Annotated in this window: 21 protein-coding genes; 2 read left to right on the forward strand and 19 right to left on the reverse strand. The window is 50.0% G+C overall.

The window, feature by feature from the left end; genetic code table 11:
* Nucleotides 1–7 precede the first annotated feature (7 nt).
* Nucleotides 8–1,879 carry a ribonuclease J gene (locus EKM84_RS01570; protein ID WP_125762962.1) on the reverse strand — a complete coding sequence of 624 codons (1,872 nt, stop codon included), beginning with the start codon at nt 1,877–1,879 and terminating at the stop codon, nt 8–10.
* A gap of 208 nt (nt 1,880–2,087) precedes the next feature.
* Entirely contained in the window at nt 2,088–2,357 is a 270-nt protein-coding gene (gene rpsO / locus EKM84_RS01575) for a 30S ribosomal protein S15 (protein WP_125762964.1), read from the reverse strand.
* Between the two features lie 277 nt (nt 2,358–2,634).
* Between rpsO and rpsT the strand changes: the two genes are divergently transcribed.
* Nucleotides 2,635–2,889: a 30S ribosomal protein S20 gene (gene rpsT / locus EKM84_RS01580; RefSeq protein WP_125762965.1), complete on the forward strand. Its 255-nt coding sequence runs from the start codon at nt 2,635–2,637 to the stop codon at nt 2,887–2,889.
* A 120-nt stretch (nt 2,890–3,009) separates the two neighbouring features.
* Here rpsT and holA read toward each other — a convergent pair whose 3' ends face one another.
* From holA to pdhA, 17 genes are all read right to left on the reverse strand, one after another.
* Nucleotides 3,010–4,038: a DNA polymerase III subunit delta gene (holA, locus tag EKM84_RS01585; RefSeq protein WP_125762967.1), complete on the reverse strand. Its 1,029-nt coding sequence runs from the start codon at nt 4,036–4,038 to the stop codon at nt 3,010–3,012.
* Nucleotides 4,035–6,266 carry a DNA internalization-related competence protein ComEC/Rec2 gene (locus EKM84_RS01590; protein WP_225418109.1) on the reverse strand — a complete coding sequence of 744 codons (2,232 nt, stop codon included), beginning with the start codon at nt 6,264–6,266 and terminating at the stop codon, nt 4,035–4,037. Before EKM84_RS01590 ends, holA begins: the two co-directional genes overlap by 4 nt.
* 35 nt (nt 6,267–6,301) lie before the next feature.
* Nucleotides 6,302–6,781: a ComE operon protein 2 gene (locus EKM84_RS01595; RefSeq protein WP_125762969.1), complete on the reverse strand. Its 480-nt coding sequence runs from the start codon at nt 6,779–6,781 to the stop codon at nt 6,302–6,304.
* 44 nt (nt 6,782–6,825) lie between these two features.
* The gene (locus EKM84_RS01600) at nt 6,826–7,563 is read right to left on the reverse strand and encodes a ComEA family DNA-binding protein (RefSeq protein WP_125762972.1); all 738 of its coding nucleotides are present in this window, start codon (nt 7,561–7,563) and stop codon (nt 6,826–6,828) included.
* A gap of 114 nt (nt 7,564–7,677) precedes the next feature.
* Nucleotides 7,678–8,727, reverse strand: coding sequence for a SepM family pheromone-processing serine protease (locus tag EKM84_RS01605; RefSeq protein ID WP_125762974.1), 1,050 nt, complete (start codon nt 8,725–8,727; stop codon nt 7,678–7,680).
* Nucleotides 8,728–9,213 carry a pantetheine-phosphate adenylyltransferase gene (gene coaD / locus EKM84_RS01610; RefSeq protein ID WP_125762976.1) on the reverse strand — a complete coding sequence of 162 codons (486 nt, stop codon included), beginning with the start codon at nt 9,211–9,213 and terminating at the stop codon, nt 8,728–8,730. It abuts the gene before it with no gap.
* The gene (rsmD, locus tag EKM84_RS01615; protein ID WP_125762977.1) at nt 9,210–9,773 is read right to left on the reverse strand and encodes a 16S rRNA (guanine(966)-N(2))-methyltransferase RsmD; all 564 of its coding nucleotides are present in this window, start codon (nt 9,771–9,773) and stop codon (nt 9,210–9,212) included. The genes coaD and rsmD overlap by 4 nt, the downstream gene beginning before the upstream one ends.
* The gene (locus EKM84_RS01620) at nt 9,770–10,063 is read right to left on the reverse strand and encodes a YlbG family protein (protein ID WP_125762979.1); all 294 of its coding nucleotides are present in this window, start codon (nt 10,061–10,063) and stop codon (nt 9,770–9,772) included. Before EKM84_RS01620 ends, rsmD begins: the two co-directional genes overlap by 4 nt.
* A gap of 411 nt (nt 10,064–10,474) precedes the next feature.
* Entirely contained in the window at nt 10,475–11,629 is a 1,155-nt protein-coding gene (locus EKM84_RS01625; RefSeq protein WP_125762981.1) for an FtsW/RodA/SpoVE family cell cycle protein, read from the reverse strand.
* Nucleotides 11,630–11,781: 152 nt separating this feature from the next.
* Entirely contained in the window at nt 11,782–13,626 is a 1,845-nt protein-coding gene (gene typA / locus EKM84_RS01630; RefSeq protein WP_125762983.1) for a translational GTPase TypA, read from the reverse strand.
* A 136-nt stretch (nt 13,627–13,762) separates the two neighbouring features.
* Entirely contained in the window at nt 13,763–14,554 is a 792-nt protein-coding gene (locus tag EKM84_RS01635) for an inositol monophosphatase family protein (protein WP_125762985.1), read from the reverse strand.
* A gap of 1 nt (nt 14,555) precedes the next feature.
* Nucleotides 14,556–14,846 (reverse strand): UPF0223 family protein, encoded by a 291-nt coding sequence (locus tag EKM84_RS01640; protein ID WP_125762987.1) that lies wholly within the window; start codon nt 14,844–14,846, stop codon nt 14,556–14,558.
* On the reverse strand, nt 14,847–15,755 hold the full coding sequence (locus tag EKM84_RS01645; RefSeq protein ID WP_125762988.1) for a lactate dehydrogenase: 909 nt from the start codon (nt 15,753–15,755) through the stop codon (nt 14,847–14,849).
* 919 nt (nt 15,756–16,674) lie between these two features.
* Nucleotides 16,675–18,102, reverse strand: coding sequence for a dihydrolipoyl dehydrogenase (gene lpdA, locus EKM84_RS01650; protein ID WP_125762990.1), 1,428 nt, complete (start codon nt 18,100–18,102; stop codon nt 16,675–16,677).
* A 7-nt stretch (nt 18,103–18,109) separates the two neighbouring features.
* A complete protein-coding gene (locus EKM84_RS01655) occupies nt 18,110–19,435 on the reverse strand; it encodes a 2-oxo acid dehydrogenase subunit E2 (protein WP_125762992.1) in 1,326 nt (441 codons plus the stop codon).
* Nucleotides 19,436–19,515: 80 nt separating this feature from the next.
* Nucleotides 19,516–20,493 carry an alpha-ketoacid dehydrogenase subunit beta gene (locus EKM84_RS01660; RefSeq protein ID WP_125762994.1) on the reverse strand — a complete coding sequence of 326 codons (978 nt, stop codon included), beginning with the start codon at nt 20,491–20,493 and terminating at the stop codon, nt 19,516–19,518.
* Between the two features lie 2 nt (nt 20,494–20,495).
* The gene (pdhA, locus tag EKM84_RS01665; protein WP_125762996.1) at nt 20,496–21,611 is read right to left on the reverse strand and encodes a pyruvate dehydrogenase (acetyl-transferring) E1 component subunit alpha; all 1,116 of its coding nucleotides are present in this window, start codon (nt 21,609–21,611) and stop codon (nt 20,496–20,498) included.
* A gap of 279 nt (nt 21,612–21,890) precedes the next feature.
* Between pdhA and def the strand changes: the two genes are divergently transcribed.
* On the forward strand, nt 21,891–22,451 hold the full coding sequence (gene def / locus EKM84_RS01670; RefSeq protein ID WP_125762998.1) for a peptide deformylase: 561 nt from the start codon (nt 21,891–21,893) through the stop codon (nt 22,449–22,451).
* Nucleotides 22,452–22,888 lie beyond the last annotated feature (437 nt).

Genomic DNA, 22,888 nt, shown 5'->3' on the forward strand with positions numbered 1-22,888 from the left:
TCATTAGTTAAGCTTGTTGGTCGGTCGTTGCGGCCGGTTTGTTGCTGTGATGCCGTTTCCGATTGCGGTGTGGCTTATTCGCAGTCTTTTCTGCCTTGGCTGGTTGTTTGGTCTCTTTGGCCTTGGCTGGCTTCTTTTTAGCCTTAGGCTTGGGTTGGGTAGCAGGCGTTTCTTCCTTACCGCCATCCTTTGCCTTGCTGGTACTCCGCCGGTGATGTTGGTTAACTTCCATGATCACGGGCAGAATCACAGGACGCCGGTGCGTTTGTTCAAAGAGGTAATGACTCAAATGTTCCCGCACATCCTGCTTGAGGTGACCCCAATCAAACTCTTTGTTGTCCAAATTATTTTGAACAGCCTTCCGGATGATTTGACCACTCTCTTGCATCAGGTCCTTATTAGCCTTCACGTAAACAAAGCCACGTGAGGTAATCTTAGGATCCGCCACGATTTGCTTCTTCTTGCGGTCAATGGTAACCACGGCGATAAAGATCCCGTCGTCGGCCAAGACTTTCCGGTCACGTAAAACAATGTTCCCGATGTCACCAACACCGATACCATCAATCATGGTATCGCTGACGTCGATGCCTTCGCCTAAGCCCATGTTGCCCTTATCATAGGTCAACACGTCACCCTTGGCCAGAATAAAGATATGGTCAGCGGGCATGCCCAACTCCTGGGCCGCTTCAGCGTGAGCATTCAGTAACCGGTATTCCCCTTGAATTGGGACCAGGTACTGTGGCTTTAACAGGTTCAGCATTAATTGCAGGTCGCGTTTGTAAGCGTGGCCTGATGAATTCAGGTCATCTGAAATAGCCTTGACTTCGCCACCGGCCCGGTAAATCATGTCACGGGTCTGCGCAACCGTCGTATCCATGGCATGGGATGGCGTGGTCGTGATGTAGACCAAGTCACCCTCCAGGATATTTAAGTCTTTTTCTTGTTTGTTGGCCATCCGTTGAATCGCCTTGATGGGTTCACCCATCTTACCAGTTTGCAGGATAACTGTTTCGGCTGGCGACAGACTGTCCAGTTGGGCGGTCGTGACTAATAAATCATCGTCAAAGACCAATTTGCCCAGCTTCATCGCCGTGTTCACGATTTTTTCAAGGTCTTGTCCGGTCAGGCAGACCTTCCGTCCGGTTTTAGCAGCCGCATCAAAGACCTGTTGAATCCGCAGAATGTTCGAAGCCACACAAGCAACGACCACGCGGCCATCTCTGTAGTGGAAAGTTTCTTCAATGTCTTCCGCAATCGTTTGCTCCGAGGCATTCATCGCTGGATTTTCGGCGTTGGCGGAGTCGCTCAAGACTGCGAGCACCCCGGCCTGACCAATGCTCCCTAACCGCGCGTAGTCGGTTTGGTAGCCCGGCTTAGCGGTTTGGTCAAATTTAAAGTCACCAGTGTAGATGATTTGGCCTTCGTCAGTCTTCAAATCAATTCCCAATGATTCTGGAATGGAATGGGTCGTTGAGAAGAAGGAAACCACCACGTCACCGAAGTCGATTTCCGTTTTTTCATCAATAATGTGAAAGTCATCGTAATCTTTGATCTTGGGTTCAGCTTCGACGCCAATTTTAGCTAAGGCAATCGTCATTTCGGACCCAAAGACGGGTACGTTAAATTCGCTTAAGAAGTAAGGTAACGCCCCAATCGCATCGGCATGGCCGTGGGTCAAAAAGACCGCCACGATCCGATCCTTATTTTCACGTAAGTAAGCCCAGTCAGGAATGACCACGTCAATCCCCAACAATTCATTTTCCGGGTATTTTAAACCACAATCTAAAATGTAAATTCCGCCGTTAACATCGACGGCGTACATGTTCTTCCCGTTTTCGCGGACACCGCCAAACGGGATAATCTTAATCTTCGCACTCATAAGTTCACCTCAAGATATCTTCAATAGTTTTTAATTCAATCCTGGTATTGATCACCAGTACTTTATGCTGGGTAGAATAACCCAGATTCGTCCATGATTAAACTTTCTTCAGTTTACCACACTTTAACCGTTTGCAGTACTAAGATGATAGTTGAGGCAAAAGAAAAAGCCCCTCGCCATTTCTGGCAAGGGACTCCGGTGCGACGAATTAACGACGCAGGCCTAAGCTCTTGATTAATTCACGGTAACGTTGAGAATCAGTCTTCCGTAAGTAAGCCAAAAGGTTACGACGGTGACCAATCTTCTTCATCAAACCACGTTGTGAGTGGAAGTCTTTCCGGTGTTGTTGCATATGAACGTTGATTTCGTTGATATCAGCGGTCAAAACAGCGACTTGGACTTCGGTAGAACCCGTGTCACCTTCGTGACGAGCGTATTGCTTGATGATTTCGTTTTTCTTTGCTTGACTAATAGCCATGGTAAATATACCACCCTTCAAATAATTGCCCCAAACTGAGTAAGTCGGCGGTGGCCGCCTGGCGAACTAAGTTAGAGGTTTGTGCTTAAGCACAGTTATCTACTATACGGGACTTGCCGATAAAGTGCAAGTTTTTTCCCCGATTGCCTATCAAGTAAAATTACTTTACATTTATCGCAACAGGGTCTTGCATTCGGCCCCGGCCTTCTGTATAATTACATACGTTGAAATTAAGATTTCCGGTACAAAGGATTTCTCATTCGGAGGTGAAATTTTCATGCCAATTATCAAATCAGCAATCGAACGTGCCAAGACCAACGTTAAGGCTAACGAACGTAACTCTGCTCAATTGAGCACTATGCGGACTGCCGTTAAGCGTTTTGAACAAGCTAAGACCGCCGGTGCCGACAACGCGGAAGACTTATTCCGTCAAGCTAGTGCTGCAGTTGACAAGGCCGCTTCAAAGGGCTTGATCAAGCGTAACAAGGCTGCCCGTGACAAGTCACGGATGGCTGCACGTTTAGCTAAGTAATCAATTAATCAAAACGATTAGATGATGCAATCAGGCGATTGACCACTTCTGTGGTCAATCGCCTTTTTTGTCGTCTAAAAAAGGTGCCGACATTCCCTGCCGGCACCACGTATATCTATCTTAGGCAACTTGACTCGCAAATTGCGTCATGAATAACGAAAACAGCATTTCTGGTTCCATCGCCGTCGACTTCATCTGCTGTTCGACCCGAAAGAGGCCCAAGTATGCCCGGTTCAAATCGGTCAGCTTAAAGCGTCGCTGACTCTGCAGCGCTAATTTGATTCGGTACGGGTGCACCTTTAAGATGCTGGCTAATTTGCCTTGACTGTATCCCTGCTTGGCTAAGACCTTGGTTTGAATCAATAGTCGAAATTGTCCCTGCAGGATAGCATTGATTCGCAGCGGTTCTTCCTTAGCCTGTAGCAGTTCTCGGTATAGGGTCACTGCCCCCGCCGTATCCTTAGCTAAGACCCGGTTGACCAGGTCAAACACATTTTGCGTTAAGGTCTGTCGCACCAGTCCGGTGACGGCTGCCAGCTCAATCGTTTTGCTTGGCAAAGAAAAGAGTTCCAACTTAGGGAGTTCACTCATCATGAGGGTCAGATCCGCGTCGGTCCGCTGAATCAATTCGTTAAGTGCGGCCGGTGCCATACTATAACCATCCTGCTTGAGCTGGCCTTCAATAAACTGCCGAACCTCACGCTCCGCAAAGTTGCCGATTTCAATCGTCGTGGCAACTTTTTTTAATTGCTTCGACACTTTCTTCCGGCCATCTAGCTTCTCATACGGGGCAAAAAAGACCAATACCGTACTGGGCATGGGCGCCCCCAAGTACGTTTGGAGGCTATCAATATCGTGATTGACCTTCTGTTTCTTCGTTTCACCGGTTAAAAACTGGGGGTTGTCGATGCAAACGACCCGGCGCTCACCAAAGAACGGCGCCGCCATGGCATCGTCCAGGGCGACCGCCAATGGTACCGTGTCCATGTCATAGCTAGCGAAGTTCATGGTCTGTTCCTCAGCTGGCACACTATTCTTGAAGCCCGTCTTCAACCGCCGTTGCAGATAATCTGCCTGGCCCAGGATTAAATAAACGTTGGCCAACTGTCCCCCGTGTTCGAGTGTTTTTAAAAGTTCATTGATTGTCACGACACTTGTGCCCCTTTAAGTTTAGTTTGCCAATACCCGTGCTTGCCCCGATAAACGTAGCGGATCATCCCGCTCGTTTGGGTACTCACCGCTGGCACCTGGTTCTGCCGCAGCGTGGTGAGGGTCTCCGCATTCGGATGGCCGTATCGGTTCTGTCGTCCCGCAGAAATAATTGCCCACTTAGGTTTTGCCTGGGCAATAAAGGCTGGGGCCGACGCCGTTTTGCTTCCGTGATGTCCTAATTTTAACACGTCCGTGTGCAGCTGCGGGTCCGCCGCCAACATTTTCTGCTCGCCGGCCTGGTCCAAATCTCCCATAAACAGAAAATTCAGGCCGCCAAAGGTTCCCTGTAGCGCTAGGGAGTTTTCATTTTCGGCTGGAGCCGCGTGATCGGGATGCCGCACCAACAGGGGTTCCGCGCTGCCCACTTGAATGGGTTCAATTTTGACCGGCGTGGCACTATTTTTCAATAAACGTTGCCAACCTGGTTCCGACTCCATCCCCGCGGGAACCAAAAGTCGCTTGACCCGTAATTCCTGTAAAAAAGCTGGCAGATCCCCAATGTGATCGGCATCGTGATGCGTCAGATAAAGATCATCCACATGATCGATTCCCCGACTCTTTAAGTAATTAATATTTGTCCGTTCTGCGCCATACGTGGTCGGCGTTGGCGGGACCCAGTCGGGTTGTGGAAAGCCCAAGCGCCCACCGGTATCGATCAGGGATATTCGCCGGTTAAAGGGTGTCCGCAACAAAATACTATCCCCTTGACCCACGTCGAAGTAGGCCACCTCACCGGACAGTGGCAAGTGAATCGCCCCGTAGACCAGCGCATAACTCACCAACAACATCCCAACCCACCGCCGTCGTTGCCGGGGTGCTCGGGTAAACAGCCACCAGGTCCCGGCAAGCCAGAGCCAAGCCACCCACCACGCCGGTTTGCCAAAGGGCACATTCCCGGGTAACGTGGCCAACCAGGCTAGACCATCGTCTAAGCCTTTCAATAAACCAGCACACCACCGACTGATACCGGGCAACCAGGGAAATACCACGGTTCCCAGCAACGTCACGGGTAAAATGACGATGGGAAATAACGGCGCTACCAACCAGTTAGCTAGTAACGTCAGACTGTGCCACTGAAATAACCCACTGAGGAGGCTGGGCAATCCCAGCAATGTGAGGCCGACCTGCCGCCAGGCCTTAGACTCATCCTTCAGCAAAATCAGCCCTAGGGACAGCCCATAGCTCAACTGACTCCCCAGCTCAAATAATAACCCGGGGTTCACCGCCAGTCCGACCAGAAAGGCCAAGGCCCACGCATCTAAGGTACTCAGTCGCCAACCTAGGCGTTTACCCGTCAGTTGCAGGCCGCGCATCCAGCAAGCCCTAAGAACACCGCTCCCACTGCCGGCCAAGATGAAGTAAGCCGGTAAGCCAAGCAGCATCCCCATCTCCCAGTGCTCGCGCTGTAGTCGCAGGTGTACACACAGCCACTCGACCGCCGTCAAAAGTAGTGCCACGTGGAGCCCCGAAATCGCAAATAAATGGAGTAGGCCTAACCGCTGCATCCCCTGCAGTTCAGCCACCGACTCCGCCGCCTTGGCGCCCGGCAGCAATCCCAGCGCATAGACGCGTAACGCCCCCGGCAGGCGCTCACAGGCCTGAATGAGCCGCGCTCGCCAATGATGTCCCCAGTCTGTAAACCCCGACGTCAGCGTCGACTTAGCCCGCTCCCGACTGGTGATGGCCGTAATCTTCAGTGTCTTCACAATTCCCCGGTGCCGCCAGTAAGCCGCACCGTCGAACTGATTAAAATTTGTGGCCGGCAAAATGCCTTGCTGTTGCCCACTCACCCGCCAGACAGTTGCGTGGCTCTCACGTTGCAATTGATGAAGCTCATCAGCCGTTTTCACCGCGCCCCGCACCGTTAAACCTTCGCCAGTCACAACATCTCGAGCGACAAAATAGTAGGCCGCCCCACGCAGGACCACGGCGTCCGGCTGTACCCGTAACGTCCGACTGGTCAGCGTCGGGGTCACAAACGGCAGCTGCCGGCGCGTTAGCGTGGCCTGCCGCAACCCCCAGAGCCCACCAAATAAGCCGAGTAAGACCAACGTCAGTACCCAGATGGACCGCACTCGTAACGTCCAAACGCGGGCCAACATCAGTCCGAGAAGGAGTGTACCGGCCCAGGGATGACCGCCCATGACCACGCTTAGTGCCGCCACCGGGAGACTCATAAAGAACCAGCGGTCAGCCGTCACTAATCTTGTTTCGGCTGATCAAACGGCAACGTCGACAGTAAAGCCGGATCAACGGTCACTTGATTTAACACCACATGTTTCAACTCGATTAACTTTTGGGCGTACGGGTCATTGTGATAGCTTCGCATATAGGTAATCTTACGAATGCCGGCCTGCAGCAACATTTTGGTGCATTGGAGACACGGAAAGTCCGTGACATAGATTTCTGCTCCATCCGTTGCCTCGCCAAATTTGGCACACTGTAAGATAGCATTCATTTCCGCATGAATCGTCCGGACACAGTGACCGTCAACCATGTAACAGCCCTCGTCTAAACAGTGATCATCGCCCGATACGGACCCGTTATAGCCCGCTGCGATGATGCGCTTGTCCCGGACCACGGTCGCCCCGACCGACAGCCGGTTACAGGTACTTCGCGTGGAAATCACTAGTGCTTGGAGCATAAAATATTGATCCCAAGGAATCCGTTCTCGTTTCATCACAATTACCCCTTTAGCAATTTTATTTTTCAGTATACCACCAGTTAAGACGTCGTGAGTTGATCTTGTAAATTCGCCACGGTCTTCGCTCCAAAGCCAGGAACCTGGGCCAAATCAGCCACCGTCTGAAAGCTCCCGTGAGCCTCGCGGTAATCAACAATCTTTTGGGCTTTCTTCTCCCCGATACCGGTTAGCTGTTGCAGGTCTGCCACCGTGGCCGTGTTCAAATTCACCACGGCCGTGGGTTTGTCACTCCCCCCACTGGTAGCCGTCGCCTGGCTCCCCGGCTTTTGACTGCCGCTACCGGACGCGGTTGCCGGTGCACTACTAGTGGGTGGTTTTTCGCCCTTGATGGGGACGTACAGCTGTTGCTGGTCGGTCAAACGCGTGGCAAGATTGATCTGTTTCCGATCCGCCCGGCTAGTCAGTCCACCGGCAGCCTTTAACGCATCGGCTACCCGCATATCGGCGCCAAACTGATAGAGTCCCGGATGGGCGACCGCCCCCTGGACATCCACAAATACCCGGGTATCGTGGCTACTTGCCTGACTGGACTGTCCCATCGACGACTGCGTAACCGGTCGGTGGCCACTACTCATAGCCGAGGACTGTTGCATTTGCCCACTCCCGGTTGCGGACGGTATCATGGTCGACTCCGCCGCCTGTGCGGGTTGTCGCAGGGCTAACCAGCCACCCAGCACCACCACGCTGAGACCAATTGTTAATCCTAGCCACCGTTGCTGGCGACTCAATGCAAACCACCATTCTTGTATGCGACTCATTTTGCGACCCCCTTTACAGATTAACTGCGTAAACGGGACGCAAATGTTTTTTATTTGGCAACATTTTTTTCAAAAATAAAAGGCCGGAGAAATTCTCCAGCCGCATCACAAATCTTATTTATGTGTCTCCAGGTAATGCACGGCGTCATTAAACGTCTTAACCGGCACGACCTTCATGTCTGGCGCATACTTCTTCGCCGTCGCTTTAGCCAATTGGTAATTGGTCTTGTGCTGCTCCTCGTATTTCAACAGGAGCTTCGATGGCTTGACGTACGGCGCAAAGAAGACCGTCGCACCAGCACGCTTAGCGGCGATAATTTTCTTATCGATACCGCCAATTTCGCCCACGTTACCGTTGCCATCAACGGTCCCGGTCCCCGCAATCTTTCGACCGTGACGCAAGTTCTTGCCGGTGACCTGCGAGTAGACCTGCAGACTGAACATCAGCCCACCAGAAGGCCCGCCGATTTGGCCCGCGTCAATGGAGACCTTGGGCTTCGCGGTGACCTTAACGTTATCCGTCAGCGTGATGCCGATGCCCGCCTTTTTGGTTGGCAGGCGCATCAGCTTCTTGGTCACCCGTTTCGTCTGACCATTGTGCTGATAGGTAATGGCTGCCGGTTCCCCCACGGTTTGCTTCTGGATGTAGTGTTGGTACCCGACCATCGAATTAAAATGCCGACCGTTGACCTTGGTCACGGTGTCACCGACCTTAAGCTTGCCAGCAAATGGCGACTTGTCATCCACACTCAGCACGTAGATTCCCAGATAGCGCCGCGTAACGGGCTTATGGGCCGCCTGATAGGCCGTATAAATGGATTCATTGATGGCACTCTGCATATAAAAGTCCTGAACCTTGTCATAGGTGGCATTACTTTCGCCCCCGGTAACATCGTCCACGCCTTCAATGCTGTAGTAAGCGTTTAACTTCGCGTATAAGTACGTGGCCGGACGTGCCTGTGACAGAGCCACGGACGTGATCATATACTTGCCCCCATACTTATCGGGATGCCCCGGCATGCTCACAAATGATTTTAAATTATCCGCCTCGCCTGGTCCCTCGATATACTTGGGGAGTGGCAGGAAGAAAAACGCCAGAATCAGCAGTGAGAGGCCAATCGTTACGATAATTTGCCGCCACTCACGGCGGGTCAATTTCCACATCTACTGTTCACCTTCTAAGCGTGCGACCATGGCATGGGCCACCACGGGCGGTACTAAATTGGTGAGGTCCCCGCCAAACCGCGCGACTTCCTTCAACAGACTCGAAGAAACGAATTGATACTGGGGGTCCGCCATCAAGCAAACCGTATCAATGTTATGATCCAGCGTTCGGTTCATCCCCGCAATACCTTGTTCATACTCAAAGTCCACGCTATTGCGAATGCCCCGGACCAGCACGGTCGCCTGAATCGACTGCATGAAGCTCACCGTCAGGCCACTTTCGACCCGCACACGCACGTTAGGCAAGTCATTCGTGGTCTCTTCAATAAAGGCCACCCGCTCTGCCGTCGTGAACAGGCCACGCTTAGAGGTATTCTGTCCCACAGCGACGACCAGTTGATCAAAAATCTTGCTGGCGCGAGTAATCAAATCCAGATGGCCATTGGTCAACGGATCAAAGCTGCCTGGAAAGACCGCAATCGTCATTCAGCGTCACTTCCCATTCCATAAATGGTCAGCTCGGTAATCCCGTAGTCCCGGCGTTCAATGAAGTGAAACCCGTCAACGTCATCCGGTAATTTAGCCTGTTGGTCCGTTTCACAGACGATACGAGCCGTTGGCGTTAACAGATTTAATTCCCGTAACCGCGCCATCTGGGCCACAATTTTTTGTTGGGCGTACGGCGGATCAAAGAAGACCAGGTCGAACTGGTCGCCACGGTCAGACAACTCTTGCAGCGCCCGGTTCGCGTCGCGTTTTAAAATTTCAAACCGGTCTTCAGCCTTAGTAACCGCCACGTTGTCCTTAATCGTTTGAATTGCCGCGTACTGGCGGTCAATCAAAACAGCCTGTTCAATCCCGCGGGACACGGCCTCAATACTGAGACCACCGGAGCCGGCAAATAGGTCCAGACTCCGACCGCCCTCAAAGTAAGGCCCAATAATGTTGAACAGGGCTTCCTTAACTTTATCCGTGGTTGGTCGTGTGGCCATGCCAGGAACGGCCTTCAGCCGCCGGCCACCAAAATCACCAGCTACAATTCTCATTCTTCATCATCCTCTGCTTCAGGGTCTTGGTGGGCCGTCATCTCTTCGGCGACCCCGTTAAACGTTTCACTGATTTCTGGCCGTGCTGAGGCCACCACGCGCTTGACAAAGCGTAATTGGCTCAACTGGTCCGTTAATTTCTTGACGTCCTCTTGATTGACGTAAAGGACCACGTAACGCATCTTCTTTGACACGTACATCACGGTCCCGTAGCGCTTTAGTTGGCGCGTCTGCTTTAAACTATAGGTGTAGACGATCAGACTCTGCCGCGCTTGCATTTCAAATGCCATTCGTTCGTCCTCCTTCTTTTACGGGCTAGGCTTGCATGTTAGTCGCCTTACCGGGCGGTGAAAATAAGTCGGAACGCTGTGGGCGGACACCCGGAGCCAAAGAACGGTCTCCGGGATCGCTTTGCGCCTCAAAGACCGAGTCACAAAGACGCCAATTTTCTAAGCGATAAATCGCTAAGAGAATTCCCACGGCTGAACTTATTTTCGCCGCCCTCACGGCTGACACGCAGTTAGCCCGTCAATCACTTGCCTGTCTCTTACTTAATCCACCAAACAATCTATGGCTGTAACTAACACTAGTTCATCCCATGCAGCACTTTGCTATCGTTTACTACTCAGAAACAATTTGTGTTGTCTCTAATTGCATCAGGAATAGATTAGGCCAATGACTCAATACTTATCCCTCACAGCTTAATTCGTCATCCGATAACGCTTCTGCCGGGCACTAATGTTCATGACGACCCCCATTACCAGCGCCAGGGTCCAAGTACTGGAACCCCCGTAACTGATGAACGGGAACGTGACCCCGGTGATTGGGAGGAAGCCTAAGACCCCACCCAAGTTAAACGACGTTTGGACGGCTAAATAAGTGGCCGCCCCGTAACATACTAATGACTGATAGGTCGAATTGCTCCGAACCCCGATCAGTACGGTCCGTAAGATAATCACAAAGAGCAATGTCACAACGGCCAGTGCCGTGATCAAGCCTAACTCTTCAGTCAAAATAGCCATGATAAAGTCGGTGTTGGGTTCGGGCAGGTACCCCGTCTTTTGGATACTATTTCCCCAACCAACCCCAAAAATTCCGCCATTACTAATCGCGTAGTAGGAATTAACCAGCTGTTGCCCAACGCCCTGAGCATGCTCAAAGGGGTTCATGAAGGCCACGATTCGTTGTAACTGATACGACCCTTTTCCTGCAGACGACGATGCTAACCAGGAAAGCGCCGGCATAACCACAAAAATACCCGCGGCAATGATCCCGGTAAAAATAATCTTGGCCCAACGTGAGGCGAACCCACTGCTTAAGAACAGGACAAACATGATAGCGCCGTTAATTGCCGCCCCACCTAAATCGGGTTGTTTTACAATCAGTGCCAGAATGATAAAACAGACCAGTAGTGGCTGTCGCATTGTGGACCACCAGCTGTATTCTTCCAAGTCATCCTGGCGGTTCGTAATCACATTTGATAGCCAGATAATGATATAAAATTTAATGAATTCAGCCGGTTGAATGTTGATGGGCCCCAAGCTGATCCAGCCAGCGGCCCCATTGACGGTTTCGCCCCTAATCAGCAGGAAGAACAGCGCCCCGTAGGCAAAGTACCCGGCAATCTTTAACAGCCGTCTATTCCGTAACTTATTGATGTTCATCATAATCATGAACCCCAGAATGGCTAAACCCAGGAAAACGTATAATGCCTGTTTAATTAAATAACTGCCCGGGCTCCCCCCATTTTGCGTGCCAATGTCGGCACTGGCGGAATACACCATCACAATCCCGAAGACACTCAAAATCAAATAAGGTACCAGTAACCAATAATCTAAATATTTTAACTTTCGCATACGATTGATTCGCTCCAAGTCTACCGCCGTCTAGCGGTAATCGAATGTTTACATTATAGCATAGCTCGCTTATAATTTTGGCACAAAAAAAACGGTAAGGCCCGTGAGTTCCCTCACTGGGTCTTACCGTTAAAATTTATTTAAGGTTTAAATTACTTCCGTGAAGCAGTCTTCCGCTTCTTGGCAGCCTTTTCACGTTCACTGGTGTTCAGAATTTGCTTCCGAAGACGGACGTGTTCTGGGGTGATTTCACAGTATTCATCTTCGTTGATGAATTCCAGTGATTCTTCCAAGGACATCTTCAAAGGCGACTTAACCTTGGCGATATCTTCAGAACCAGCGGCACGGACGTTGGTTTGGTTACGACCACGCGTGATGTTGACAGAAATGTCGTTGTCACGGCTGTTTTGGCCAATAATCATCCCTTCGTAAACTTCAGTCCCGGCATCAGTAAAGATGAGCCCACGGTCTTGCACAGCCATGATAGCGTAAGTCGTTACCTTACCAGAGTTGATGGAAACCAAAGTCCCGTTATGACGACCAGGGTTCCAGTTCTTGATAACTGGCATGTACTTGGAGAACGTGTGGTTCATGATCCCGTATCCACGAGTTAAGGACAGGAATTCAGTTGAGTAACCGATTAACCCACGTGATGGGGCAATGAAGGTCAAACGCGTTTGACCGTTCCCAACGGCTTCCATGTTCTTCATTTCACCCTTACGCTTAGATAAGGTATCGATGATTGAACCGGTGTATTCGTCAGGGGTATCGATTTGAACTGATTCGAATGGTTCGCAACGAACGTTATCGATTGTTCTGTAGATAACTTCTGGACGAGAAGCTTGCAATTCGTAACCTTCGCGACGCATCGTTTCGATCAAGATGGACAAGTGAAGTTCACCACGACCAGAAACGACCCAGGCACCAGGATTGTCGGTGTCATCGACACGTAAGGAAACGTCGGTATGCAATTCACGCTTCAAACGTTCTTCGATTTGACGAGACGTCACGAACTTACCTTCGCGACCAGCAAATGGTGAGTCGTTGGTCCGGAAAGTCATTTGCAGCGTTGGTTCGTCAATCCGTAAGATTGGAAGTGGTTCCAACGTGTCAGGAGCCACAACGGTTTCCCCAACGTTGATTTCATCCATCCCAGATACGGCAATCAAGTCACCGGCTTGGGCTTCGTTGATTTCCAAACGCTTCAAACCGAAGAAACCAAATAACTTGGTAACCCGGAAGTTTTGTTTAGTACCGTCAAGCTTCATAACAGTAACGCTGTCACCAACCTTAACCTTCCCACGGAAGATCCGGCCAATCCCAATCCGGCCAACGAAATCGTTGTAGTCGAGCATGGCAACTTGGAACTGTAAAGGTTCGTCAGTGTTGTCAATTGGGGCTGGGATGTGCTTGATGATCGTGTCAAAGACAGGCTTCATCGTGTGTTCTTGTGAGGAGATTTCTGGCTCGTAGCTAGAAGTCCCGTTCATAGCTGAGGCGTAAACCACTGGGAAGTCCAATTGGTCTTCGTCCGCACCTAATTCGATGAAGAGGTCTAAGACTTCATCAACGACTTCGGAAGGACGGGCGCCTTCACGGTCAACCTTGTTGATAACCACGATTGGGGTTAAGTGTTGATCGAGGGCCTTCTTCAAAACGAAACGGGTTTGTGGCATCGTACCTTCGTAGGCATCGACAACCAACAGAACGCCGTCAACCATGCGCATGATCCGTTCCACTTCACCACCAAAGTCGGCGTGTCCTGGGGTATCCAAGATGTTGATTTGCTTGTCGCCGTAACGAACAGCGGTGTTCTTGGACAGGATCGTAATGCCCCGTTCCTTTTCGATTGCGTTAGTATCCATGGCACGGTCGTCAATGGCCGTGTGTTCGTCTAACGTATCGGATTGTTTCAGCATTTCGTTAACCAGGGTCGTCTTCCCGTGGTCAACGTGGGCAATGATGGCAATGTTACGGATATCATCTCTGATTTTCAAGTGTATTTCTTCCTTTCGTGCTTGGTGAATTAGATGGATCACGGCATGCTTACGTCTGTAAGTACGCTTATTGTAGCGTCAATAGCTGGTAAAGTCCATCCGTATCGGCCAGCCGCATAAAAAAACTGTGACAGGGTCACAGTGAGACGTCATCTTCTTCGATTTGGAGAATATCACGTTGCGCTTTTTTCGTCGCTACTAGTACAAGATTAGATGATAACATATCGAGTGGTTTTCCGTCAATAGTCGAGACTTGAACCCCCAACTCATTTAGCAGGACTTGACCTGCCGCGATGTCCCAAGGCTTCAGGTGTGAAATGTACCCTAACGTCTTGCCATTCATGATATTAATCATTTCGATTCCGGCACTTCCCAGGACACGCATCCCCGAACTGACGTGAATAATTTCTTGCATGTGCGCCACATCATGAATCACTAAGGGACCACTGGCACCAATCAGACCATCGGCCAACGCAATATCAGCCGGTGCTGTGAGTTGCCGATCATCGGCCCAAACGCCGCCCAGTTGCGGTCCACCGTGGTACAGCACATCATTCATCACATCATAAATGTAGCCCAATTGGCCAACGCCATCCTGGTAGATGCCAATCATGATGGCAAAGTTATCTTGCTGTTTCACAAAGTTCATCGTGCCATCGATGGGGTCCACAATCCAGACGCGGCCCTCAAGACTGGTGAGGTCATCCCCAAACCCTTCTTCGCCTAAAACTTTAGCGGTGGGATCAATCTCACGAATGCCCGCCGTCAAAAATTTTTCGTTAGCCTTGTCCACGTTGGTCACTAAATCTTTACGATTCGTCTTTTCAGCGACGGTCAACGGATCCTGCATCTTGGTTAAAACGTGTTGTCGCGCCTCTCTCAATAACTTAATAATTGCGGTGTTGAGTTGCTGCCAATCTTGGCTCATGCTACGCCTGTCCTTTCATCTTAATCTGACCGTCTTCCTGCCGGGCCCGTTTCATCGTCCGGTAAATGCTATACCCGGCCGCTTCTTCAAAAGACTTGTCGAGCTGTTTTTCCATAAATTTCTGTGGAACGACCTTCTGAAATGCCCGGTAGGCATCCAGTAAGTCGCTACTAGCCACGCCGCGTGGTAATTCATACGCGTCTTCCACTCGCTGGTAGAGCGTGGTCACTGCAACGATATCCTCAGTCGACCAGTCTGGTTCTAAGGGGTAGGCATAATTATTTGGTTCCATTTAAGCGCGTCCTTCCGTTTGCTGACCGGCAATGGTCGCAATATTTTCTCGCAGCGTCGCAATCTGCTCGGCAAATTCGTGCTGCTCATCTTCAGATAAGACTAAATTAGTTAGATGCTTGACCCCACTGCCATTCACCAGCACGGGGGTCGCCGCGGCATAGACGGGCGTCTCATCGTGAATATTCGTGACCGAGGCAATCAGGGGTTGATTCGTCAAATCGGCCTCTAACAGGCGGATAAGCGCCATAGAACGCAACATCCGTTGGTCCTCCCCCGCCTCTCGTTGGAGCCAATGACCCATTTTGCCTAAATCATCCGCGTTAAATTTAGCATCCTCATTAGCCAGATACATCAAAATGGGCGCAGGCCCCACGTAGGTCCGACTCCACGCCACGATGGGCTTATCCGCCGTCCCGACGACAGCCGTCTGGATTGCCGCTACGCCGACCCCCAGTCGTTCAGCTAAGCGGTACGTGAGGAGTCGCGCCAAGGGAAAGGTTCCCAGGCCCCAGATTTGACTCTGATTCAACCCGGAGAATTTCCAGGCAAAGTAGGTCAATAATTCATCATGCTCACCACAGAAAACCAATTGGCCCTTAAACCCATTTTCCACGATTCGGTTCATGAACAGTCGCAATTCAGCGACTTCGGCCGCCGGAACGGTCTCAGCATCGGCCCGGTCAAGCAAGACCAGCCAGGTGGCTTTACCGTAGTCCACGGCCGTCCCCACCCGTAGCGTCATCTGGGGACACAGGGCACTGGCCACCACCAACGCTTGGTATCGCGGGGCGTCGTCAGTTACATTCGGGATCACAACACATTCTAGCGGCAGATCTGCCACCAGTAGTTGCCGGATAAACCGACTCGCCTGCTCAAAGTTTCCTTGAATAATCAACGTTGGTTTCATGGTGACCCTCCTTTTTGCCCAATTCACGTTCTCTCTTGCCCAGGCGCACACAGTGTGGTCCGGGCAAACGCAAGTCATAGCTCCATTATAAGTGAACGCCCGGGGATAGCAAGCTGTAACAATCAACTTTTTCTAGGCGTTTTGTAGATTAAATTGTCCTCGTCAGCGCCTACCGGGCGGGCAAAATGGGTCGGAACGCGGTGGGCAGGACGTCTGAAGCCAAAGAACGGTCTTCAGACTCGCTTTGAACCTCTGAGAACCGAGTTTCAAAGTCGCCATTCACTCATCAGGGTCTGATGAGTGAATCCCACGGCTGAACCCATTTTGCCCGCCCTCACGACTCACATTGTTGCTTATTCAACAACTCATGCAAAGGTTGATTGTCACTGCCTGCTGTCGTCCCCATCAGTGCTGCACTCGCCCTTCCCAATCATAGTGACTCATCCCCGTAACTTTACGAAAACATCATGAGACAATGCTTTGACCGCTACAACGGGTGTAAGAGCTGTAACCTTGTTATCACCACTCACACCCGTTGTAGCGCATTTTGGGTTTGGGTTAAACCCTTTTCAGGGGTCACTCACCATCAAGAGCCGGAGGAAGCCAGGTGTGGAGACGGCTGTGTCGGTGATGTTGACCGGGTGTTCTGCCCGGTCTTACATCACGGGACGACTTTGGAAACTCGCGCGCCTCAGCGAGGTTTCAAAGCGAGGTGCCGGACCGCTTCTCAGGCCGGCACCGTTCCCCACAGCAGGCGGAACACCTGGAAGCCGCAGGTGGCCAATGCCGCGTGCCCTTGAACCTGGTTTTGACCCTAAGTCCCTGACCCTAAAGCCCCAAATCAAAACCCAAGGACAGCAAAAAAGGCTACCACTACTGGTAACCTTTTCTGTAACGCTTTTAACAATCACGAGAGACTTTAGATATGGGTTGGGAAGCCCAAAGCGATATCGGCAGTTTCTTGGATTGGTTCGTTTAACGTTGGGTGTGGGTGAATGGTCAAGGCAACGTCTTCAACGTTCAAGCCGTCGTTAACGATGATTGATAATTCACCAGCCATGGTGCTGGCTTCAGGGCCAACCGCTTCGGCACCCACGATGTTCTTGTTGTCGTCATCCGTGTAGATGAACCGAACAAACCCATCAGCGGCGTCCAATGAAACGGCACGTGCGTTCCCAGCGAATGGGAATTGCGCAGTCTTGACCTTGATTCCCTTGTCCTTAGCTGCGTCGGCGCTGTAACCAACGGTCGCAATTTCAGGATCAGAGAAGCAGACAGCTGGAACACTCAGCCAGTCGTTAGCCGTCTTCTTACCGGAGATGGCACCAGCCGCAGTCTTGGCTTCAGTAAAGGCCTTGTGAGCCAATGCAGCACCAGGAACAGCGTCACCGACAGCCCAGATGTGTTCTGAAGCAGTCCGGCCTTGGTTATCGACTTCGATTTGACCATGGTCGTTCAACTTAACCTTGGTGTATTCCAAGCCTAAGTCGTCAGTGTTTGGCTTACGACCAACGGTGACCATGCAGTAGTCAGCCTTAATCGTAGATTCCTTGCCGTCGACAGCGTAGGTCACACTGACACTGTTGTCGTCTTGCTTGGAACTCTTAGCCATAGCGTTGGTGATAACATCAACGCCCTTCTTCTTCAACTTCTTAAGGACAACGGAAACCATGTCCTTAGTAAAGTTAGGCAGAATTGACTTCGTGCCTTCGAGGATCGTTACGTGAGCACCTAAGCTAGCGTATGCACCAGCTAATTCAGTCCCAACGTAACCACCACCGATAACAACGAATTCCTTAGGGATTTCTGGCAAGGCCAGACCACCGGTAGAATCGACAACCCGACCTTCAAACTTGAAGCCAGGGATTTCGATTGGGTGAGACCCGGATGCAATAATAATGTTATTGAATTCGAAAGTCTGGCCCGTATCAGTGGACATGAACTGCTTTTCACCCGTAGGCATAACCCGTAGTTGGGTGTCACTCAGGAAGACAGCTTCCCCGTTAACAACGTCAACGTGGTGCTTCTTCATCAGCATCTTAACACCGCTGGTCATCCGATCAACGACCTTCTTTTGCTTCCATTCCTGAGTCTTGGCGAAGTCGATTTCAGCTGACTTCGTTGAAATCCCGTAGGTGGAACCATCTTTAGCTTGTTCCAAACGGTGACCCGCTTGAATCAAGGCCTTAGAAGGTACACAACCAACGTTTAAGCAGACACCACCAAGGGTATCGGACTTTTCAACTAAAGTGACCTTTTGGCCTAATTCAGAAGCCCGAATGGCGGCAACGTAACCGCCGGGTCCGGCACCAATGATGACGGTGTCCTTTTTTTCAACATCTGCCATATTATTCCTACCCTTCCATTAACAACATTGCAGGATCGTGTAACAATGCCTTCATGTCGTTCAAAATATTTTGAGCTAAGGCACCATCAATCAGACGGTGATCGTAACTCAGAGAAAGCTTCAACATACGACCAACAACGATGTCGCCATCTTCGTTGACGATAGGAGCCTTTTCAATCCGGCCAACACCTAAAATAGCAACTTCAGGTTGGTTGATAACTGGGGTAAACCAGCCACCACCGATTGAGCCGACGTTAGAAATCGTGATGGAACCACCGGCCATAGAAGCTGGGCTTAACTTGTTGTCGTAAGCAGCTTGGGTGTTTTCAGTGATTTCCTTAGCAATTTCAAACATACCCTTGGAATCAGCAGCCTTGATGTTTGGTACGTAAAGACCATCATCAGTGTTGGTAGCGATACCAATGTTGTAGTAGTGCTTGTAAACAATTTCCTGAGTCGTGTCATCAATTGATGCGTTCAATTCAGGGTACTTCTTCATAACGGCAACCAAAGCCTTAACAATGTAAGGTAAGAAGGTCAAGTGGATGTCCTTGTCGGCAGCAGCTTGCTTGTACTTCTTACGGTTAGCCATTAATTCAGAAACTTCAACTTCATCGAATGAAGTTACGTGAGGTGCAATGTCCTTGGAAGTACGCATGCTCTTAGCAATGATCTTCCGCATTGGTGACATTGGTTCACGAGTTTCCAGATCTGGGTTGTCAGCGTTCCAAGGCTTGATAGCTTGACCAGTAACGGCCTTGCCACCGGCTTCGGCAGCTGGAACAGCAGCGGCTGCAGGTGCAGCGGCGCCATTGAAGTTGTCGATGTCAGCCTTGAGAACTTGACCATGATTACCAGTTGGGGCAACCAGGGTAATGTCAACACCCTTGTCACGTGCGTATTGACGGACAGATGGCATTGCCATAACTAACTTGTTAGGGTCTGAAGCGGCTGGAACACCAGTAGGTGCAGCGGCTGGAGCAGCAGGTGCTGCTGGAGCTGCGGCTGGTTCTGGTGCAGGTGCTGGCGCAGCTTCTTCAGCTGGAGCGTCGTCTGCAGAGTCGCTATCTTTCGTCAAGTCAGCAGGGGTATCTGAACCATCGTCAATGACGATCAGTGGATCGCCAATTTCAACAGTGTCCCCTTCTTGTGCAACAATTTGTGAAATAGTACCAGCAACGGGTGATGGTAATTCCGAAACAGACTTATCGTTTTGGATTTCGACTAATGTGTCGTCTTCCTTAACTGCGTCTCCTTCTTTAACAAGCCATGAAGAAATTTCGCCTTCGGCCATTCCTTCACCAAGCTCTGGGAGTTTGAACGTATAAGCCATGGGAAAACTTCCTTTCTTTCATCTAATGCAGGATGTCTCCCACATCGTTAATTTTATCGTTTAATGTTTAGATGTTATTTTTAGTAGTTGAAGATTTCGCGAGCCTTAGCTTCGATGTCATCGGAGTTAGGGATCCAGTCATTTTCAGCTTGGGCAAATGGGTAAACGCTATCTGGTGCAGCTACCCGGCCAATTGGAGCATCCAATGACATGATTTTGTCTTCAGCAATGTCTGATGCGACAACGGCGCCGACACCGGCCATCCGTTGAGCTTCTTGAATGACAACAACCTTGTGGGTCTTGTCAATGGAAGCGTAGATCGTATCAGTGTCAATTGGTGACAAGGAACGCAGGTCAATAACTTCAGCAGAGATGTTGTCCTTAGCTAAAGCATCGGCAGCGGTCAAAGCTTCGTTGACTTCAGCACTGTAGGCAACGAGGGTAATATCAGTACCTTCGCGAACAACCTTAGCGGAGTCCAACGGAACAGTGTACTTGTCATCTGGAACTTCATCCTTCATTGAACGGTAAAGTTTCAAGTTTTCCATGAACAGAACTGGATCGTCGCTTTCGATAGCAGAAATAACCAAGCCCTTTGCATCATATGGATTTGAAGGGGTAACTACCCGCAGACCTGGGGTACTTACGAAGTAGTTTTCCAAGTTATCAGCATGCATTTCGGCGGTATGAGTCCCACCACCAAATGGCGTACGGATGGTAACAGGGAAGTTCTTTTGGCCACCGAAACGGTAGTGGTCACGAGCTAATTGTCCAACAATCCCATCCATTGCTTCGAACGTGAAGCCCATGAATTGAATTTCAGGAATTGGACGCCAGCCAGTCAATGATAAACCAATAGCTAATCCAAGAATACCGGATTCAGCAAGTGGGGTATCGAAGACACGGTCTTCGCCATACTTGTCTTGTAAGTCAACGGTCGTCCGGAACACACCACCGTTTTTACCAACATCTTCACCGAAGATCAACGTCTTAGGGTCATCGCTTAAGACTTGGTCCAGACCAGAAGTGATCGCTTTGATATACGTCATTTTAGCCATGATTACTTCGACTCCTTTGCTTCGAATTCTGCAATTTGCTTCTTAACAGCTGGAGTAGGAACATTGTAAGTCCACTTCAAGAAGTCAGAAACCTTTTGTGCAGGTGCTGCTTCAGCTTCCTTCATTGCGTCTTTAAATTCGTCTTTGTATTGTTCAACTAACTTGTCTTCTTGATCTTGTGACCAAACGCCCTTGTCAGTTAAGACCTTCCGCATACGAATTAATGGATCGGCATCGAACCAAGGCTTAGTTTCTTCATCGGTCCGGTAACGAGAAGGATCATCACCAGCAGAGGAGTGAGCACCATAACGGTAAGTTAAGGTTTCAATAACAACTGGACCATTACCAGCAGCGGCATAGTCACGAGCAGCCTTTGAAACTTCGTGGACGGCCACGATATCCATCCCATCAACTTGGACGGAAGGAACACCCATGGCAACGGCCTTTTGTGCTAAGGTTTCAGCAGCAGTTTGCTTCTTCCGTGGAACGGAAATAGCCCAACCGTTGTTTTGAACGAAGAATACGGCAGGTGCTTGGTAAGCACTGGTGAAGTTAACTCCTTCATACCAGTCCCCTTGTGAAGTACCACCATCACCGGTGTAGACGAATGCTACACGGTCTTTGTCTTTGTTCTTTTGGATACCCAGAGCAACGCCGGCAGTTTCAACGTATTGGGCACCAATGATAATTTGTGGGAACATCATGTTAGGATTTTCGTGTTGATTACCTTCAACATGACCCTTTGACCATAAGAAACCTTTTGCAACGGTAGTACCGTGTTGAATCATTTGTGGTAAATCACGGTATGCAGGTAACAGGAAGTCTTGTTCCTTAAATGCGGTAACACTTCCCATTTCACTGGCTTCCTCACCGGCAGTTGGAGCATAGAAACCGAGACGACCCTGACGGGAGAAGTTCATTGTTTGTTCGTGTAACGTACGCTCCCAAACCATTTTCTTCATGAAGTCAACAAGTTGGTCATCTGAATATTTTGCCAACGTGTCTGGATCAACAACCTTGCCATCTCCATTGATGACTTGAACCGGGTGCTTATACGGATCGGCCATCGTAGCTTTGATTTTGGCAAAGTCTACAATCTGTTTGCTTCCATTAGCCATAAGTAACACTTTCCTTTCACTTGATATGAAATTGTTAACTAAAAGTGAGTTAACGTTGCGTTTCCTGACTACGTTTAAAATGTACCATTTTTTCACAGCTCTTGCAAGCCCTTTCATTGTGACAAATAAAGGGATTCGGCCAAACTCCTACTGCGAGTTGCGGTTTTACATTTTTCACTTTTTTTGAAAATAGAAACCGTTTTCTTTTCATTTCATTTCTTTTAACCGGTATGTTACAATAGTACGTAACTATATTTATTTTTGCGGAGGTAATTGCTCTTGTTTCTGATGAAAGATATTGTCCGCGACGGCGATCCCGTCCTACGCAAAGAGGCTGCGGACGTTAAGTTCCCCCTCTCAGCGGAAGACCAACAACTCGCTAAGGACTTAATGGAATACTTAGTTGTTTCCCAAGACCCAGAACAATGTAAGAAATACGGTTTGCGTGCTGGCGTTGGCCTGGCTGCTCCCCAAGTGGGTGTTTCCAAGAAAATGGCTTCCGTGCTGGTGCCCGCACCAGAAGACGGCGGCAAGTCACCGTTCACCGATGTCATCATCAATCCGGTCATCGTGTCCGAATCCGTTCAACCCGGTGCCCTGACCGAGGGTGAAGGTTGCCTCTCCGTTGATAAAGACGTGCCCGGCTTCGTGCCCCGTCACGACCGCATCACCTTACGTTACTACGACGTGACTGGTGAGAAGCACCAGATTCGCTTGAAGAACTACCCGGCAATCGTTTGCCAACACGAAATCGATCACTTACATGGCACCCTCTTCTACGATCACATCAACAAGGACGAGCCATTCGCCCGTAACGATGACATGATCATGATTGAGTAATTAACTAAAATGACGTCGCAACCCTGAAAATTGGGTGGCGGCGTTTTTTAGGCGGCTAAACGAATTTAGTGGTGAATTTCAATTCTCGGTACAAGAATCAGTTAGTGCCAAGCAAAAAGAATTCAAGTCTCGCGACGCCAACCAGGCATCTGGACTTGAATCCTTTTCGACTGAATCTCTCTATAGTAGAAACCGTAAAATTTCCAGGGAAGCTCTTCCCTTTCAAACGTGGGCCACAGCCCTATCTGACAACAATTATTTGCCGATTTCTATTAAAATCAAACGTGTTTCTTCCATTATATTGTGATTGTTTTAACAATCTATTCTTACACATCTTATCCGGAGTGTTTCAATGATCTAGGTATAGCCCCGATTTATCCCTCGCGAAGACGACCAGTGGGAGTGAACCATTAACTGAGCCGGCATGTCGCTTACGT

The sequence above is a fragment of the Levilactobacillus mulengensis genome (assembly GCF_003946045.1).
GTDB lineage: Bacteria > Bacillota > Bacilli > Lactobacillales > Lactobacillaceae > Levilactobacillus > Levilactobacillus mulengensis.

Coding starts and splice junctions, on each gene's coding strand:
- EKM84_RS01570 (WP_125762962.1), bottom strand. CDS start 1,879: ATGAGTGCGAAGATTAAGATTATCCCGTTTGGCGGTGTCCGCGAAAAC.
- rpsO (WP_125762964.1), bottom strand. CDS start 2,357: ATGGCTATTAGTCAAGCAAAGAAAAACGAAATCATCAAGCAATACGCT.
- rpsT (WP_125762965.1), top strand. CDS start 2,635: ATGCCAATTATCAAATCAGCAATCGAACGTGCCAAGACCAACGTTAAG.
- EKM84_RS01595 (WP_125762969.1), bottom strand. CDS start 6,781: ATGAAACGAGAACGGATTCCTTGGGATCAATATTTTATGCTCCAAGCA.
- EKM84_RS01600 (WP_125762972.1), bottom strand. CDS start 7,563: ATGAGTCGCATACAAGAATGGTGGTTTGCATTGAGTCGCCAGCAACGG.
- EKM84_RS01605 (WP_125762974.1), bottom strand. CDS start 8,727: ATGTGGAAATTGACCCGCCGTGAGTGGCGGCAAATTATCGTAACGATT.
- coaD (WP_125762976.1), bottom strand. CDS start 9,213: ATGACGATTGCGGTCTTTCCAGGCAGCTTTGATCCGTTGACCAATGGC.
- rsmD (WP_125762977.1), bottom strand. CDS start 9,773: ATGAGAATTGTAGCTGGTGATTTTGGTGGCCGGCGGCTGAAGGCCGTT.
- EKM84_RS01620 (WP_125762979.1), bottom strand. CDS start 10,063: ATGGCATTTGAAATGCAAGCGCGGCAGAGTCTGATCGTCTACACCTAT.
- EKM84_RS01625 (WP_125762981.1), bottom strand. CDS start 11,629: ATGCGAAAGTTAAAATATTTAGATTATTGGTTACTGGTACCTTATTTG.
- EKM84_RS01635 (WP_125762985.1), bottom strand. CDS start 14,554: ATGAGCCAAGATTGGCAGCAACTCAACACCGCAATTATTAAGTTATTG.
- EKM84_RS01640 (WP_125762987.1), bottom strand. CDS start 14,846: ATGGAACCAAATAATTATGCCTACCCCTTAGAACCAGACTGGTCGACT.
- EKM84_RS01645 (WP_125762988.1), bottom strand. CDS start 15,755: ATGAAACCAACGTTGATTATTCAAGGAAACTTTGAGCAGGCGAGTCGG.
- lpdA (WP_125762990.1), bottom strand. CDS start 18,102: ATGGCAGATGTTGAAAAAAAGGACACCGTCATCATTGGTGCCGGACCC.
- EKM84_RS01655 (WP_125762992.1), bottom strand. CDS start 19,435: ATGGCTTATACGTTCAAACTCCCAGAGCTTGGTGAAGGAATGGCCGAA.
- EKM84_RS01660 (WP_125762994.1), bottom strand. CDS start 20,493: ATGGCTAAAATGACGTATATCAAAGCGATCACTTCTGGTCTGGACCAA.
- pdhA (WP_125762996.1), bottom strand. CDS start 21,611: ATGGCTAATGGAAGCAAACAGATTGTAGACTTTGCCAAAATCAAAGCT.